The sequence below is a fragment of the Actinomycetota bacterium genome, from assembly GCA_036280995.1.
In the GTDB taxonomy this organism is placed as follows: domain Bacteria; phylum Actinomycetota; class CALGFH01; order CALGFH01; family CALGFH01; genus CALGFH01.
In genome coordinates this window covers 1-3,175 of record DASUPQ010000817.1, presented here as the reverse complement: position 1 = coordinate 3,175, position 3,175 = coordinate 1, and the positions used below count along the sequence as shown (strand labels likewise).

At 76.7% G+C, this 3,175-nt stretch carries 2 protein-coding genes; both read left to right on the top strand.

Annotated features, from left to right (window positions below):
• Nucleotides 1-344 (top strand): hypothetical protein (locus tag VF468_27260; protein ID HEX5881986.1); only part of this gene is annotated, 344 nt, incomplete at its 5' end.
• Nucleotides 341-2,878 (top strand): VIT domain-containing protein, encoded by a 2,538-nt coding sequence (locus VF468_27255; GenBank protein ID HEX5881985.1) that lies wholly within the window; start codon nt 341-343, stop codon nt 2,876-2,878. The genes VF468_27260 and VF468_27255, both read left to right, overlap by 4 nt.
• The last annotated feature ends 297 nt before the right edge of the window (nt 2,879-3,175 follow it).

The window sequence follows — 3,175 nt, the reverse complement described above, 5'->3', positions numbered from 1 at the left end:
AGCAGCCCGCCGCCGCGATCGCCGCCTTCACCGAAGGGACGCCCGCCGATCCCGAGCGCACCGGCACCGGCGCCGGCGGGATCGCGACCCTGCAGGGGATCCGGCTGGGGGAGGGCGCGACCCTGCTGCTGGAACCGGGGCGCGAGCTGGATGCGGCGGACGTCCACGCCATTCTCGACGCCGCCCGGCCGCTGCTGTCGGCGCTCCGCAAACGCGGGTTCGCCGGCGGGACCGGGAACCCGGCCCCCGGGCCGGGCCCGACCTCGAGTCCGGAGACCCCGACCCTGCCTCGGCGCCCGACCCGGCGGAGGGGCGGGAACGAACCTCGAAGGGAGCAGCCATGACCTCGTACCTCCCCCTGTTGCACGACGACGAGCTGGGGGCGGCGGGTGAGGCCGGGGTCGGGGCGATCGTCACCGAGCGGGGCAACCTGCCGCTCCAGGCGATCGACGTCGACGCGAACCTGACCGGGCTGGTGGCGCGGGTCGTGCTCACCCAGACGTTCGGGAACCGGTTCGACCAGCCGCTGGAGGCGAGCTACGTCTTCCCCCTGCCCGACCGGGCCGCGGTGACCGAGTTCCGCATGGAGGTCGGGGACCGGGTGGTCGAGGGCGTGCTCAAGGAGCGCGGCCAGGCCAGGGCCGACTACGACACGGCGGTCAAGGAGGGCCGGCGGGCGGCGATCGCCGAGGAGGAGCGGCCCGGGGTGTTCACCATGCGGGTCGGGAACCTCCTCCCGGGTGAGCGGGTGACGGTCAGGCTGGTCATGACCGGCCCGCTGCCGTGGGACGAGGGCGAGGCCACGTTCCGGTTCCCGCTGGTGGTGGCGCCCCGGTACATCCCGGGGACGCTGCTGGAGGACGAGCCGGTCGGGTCGGGGACCGAGCCCGACACCGACGCCGTGCCCGACGCGTCCAGGATCACCCCGCCGGTGCTGCTGCCCGGGTTCCCGAACCCGGTCGACCTGTCGATCCAGGTCCGGATCGACCCGGCCGGCCTCGGCCTGGGCGGCGTCCGCTCCAGCCTCCACGCGGTGGTGGAGGAGGACGGCGACGGCGTCAGGACGGTCAGGGTCGAGCCGGGGGAGCGGGCCAACCGCGACTTCGTGCTCCGGCTCCGGACGGGCTCGGACACGGTGACCACGGCCGTGACCGCCGTTGAGGACGCCGAGGGGGGCCGCGGGACCTTCGCCCTGACCCTGCTGCCGCCGGTCGGGGACGACACCGTTGTCCCGAGGGACCTCGTGTTCGTGCTGGACCGGTCGGGCAGCATGGGCGGCTGGAAGATGGTGGCCGCCCGGCGGGCGGTGGCCCGGATGGTCGACTCGCTGACCGAGCGCGACCGCTTCGGGGTGCTCGCCTTCGACAACGTGATCGAGACCCTGCCCGAGGTCGGGGGGTCCGGGGGGCTCACGCCCAGCCTCCCGGCGGAGGGAACCGGCCTGCGGGTCGCGAGCGACCACGCCCGCTTCCAGGCGGTCGACTGGCTGTCGCGGCTGGAGGCCAGAGGTGGCACCGAGATGGCCGCCCCGCTGGGCCGGGCCCTGGACCTGCTCGGTGGGCGGGGGACCGGCGAGCCGGCCGGGCCTGGCCGGCGCGACCCGGTGCTGGTCCTGGTGACCGACGGGCAGGTCGGCAACGAGGACCAGCTCCTGCGGCTGCTCGCCCCGCGGCTGGGCGGGGTGCAGGTCTACACCGTCGGGGTGGACACGGCGGTCAACGAGGGGTTCCTGAAGCGGCTGGCCGGACTCGGGGGCGGCGCCTGCGAGCTGGTCGAGAGCGAGGACCGGCTGGACGAGGTGATGGACCGGGTCCACCGGCGCATCGGGGCGCCGGTGCTGACCGACCTCGAGCTGGAGCCGGCCGGGCTGGGCGTCGACATGGGGTCGCTGGCCCCGCGGCGCCTGCCCGCCCTGTTCGCGGGGTCGCCGCTGGTCGTCAGCGGCCGGTTCGAGGGCGGGCCGGACGGGGCGGTCACCGTGCGGGGCCGGGACGCGGCCGGGCGGGCGTGGTCGGCGACCGTGCCCGCGACCCGCGGCGACGCGCCAGCCCTGAGGGCGACCTGGGCCCGGGCCCACCTCCGCGACCTCGAGGACCGCTACGCCACCGACCCCGCGCCCGACCGGGAGCTGGAGCGGCGGATCGTCGAGACGTCGCTCCGGTTCGGGGTGCTGTGCCGCTTCACCGCCTTCGTGGCCGCCGACGTGCTGGTGGTCAACGAGGGCGGCGTGGTCCACCGGGTCCTGCAGCCCGTGGAGGCCCCGGCCGGCTGGACCATGTTCGAGCGGGTCGGGCTGGCCGCCGCGGCCATGCCGATGGCCAGCATGTCGCTCGGCGGCCTCCAGGCCAATGCCCCGGCCGCCGGGGCCCGCCGCCGGGCCGGCCCCCTTGCCAAGGCCGACGGCCTCCTCGGCACGCTCCCCGGCCGGGTCGGCCCGGGTCGCGCGGGCCGCCGTCGCTCCGGCGGGTTCGCCGCCCATCCCCTGGGCGGCGCCGACCTCGCCCCCTACCGCCACCGCGCCGCCCGGCTCGCCGCCCTCCTAGAGAGCGATCGCCCTCTCCCCAGATTTGCTCCCGCCGGCTCCATGCCGTCCCATGCTCCCGGACCCGCCGGTGGGAACGACCTCCCGCGGCGGCTCGGGCTGGTGCGGGTCGGGGTGGACGCGTTGGTGGCCGACCTCGAGTCGGTGGATGCCGTGGAAGCGGCGGTTCGGCCGCTGCGGGAACTGGCCGCCGCGCTGCGGCCGCTGGCGAGGACTGGAGTTCCCGGGGGGCGGGAGCTGGAGCGGCTGCGCGACCTGGCGCTGGCCGTGCTGCGGGCGTTCGCGGGGCCGGGCGGCCAGGCGGACCCCCCGGCCCCGGCCTTCTGGAAGCGCTGAGGCGGCGGCCCGTCCGTGGTTACGTAGGAGCTTCCTGCTGGAGGCGATCGACCTGCTCGGCATCGCCCTGTTCCTGGTCGTGCCGCCGCCCAGCCGCGACCGCAACGGGGCCGTGGCGCCGCGGAGCCTCAGGGAGCGGGCGGCGGCCCGGGCCTGGCCCGCCAGACCTCGCCGTGGCGGGGGTGCTCGATCTCGGCCGCGACCGCATCGGCCAGCTCGGCGCCGAAGTGCCGCTCGACCAGCCACAGGGCCATGTCGATGCCGGAGGTGACCCCGCCGGCGGTGACCAGGTCGCCG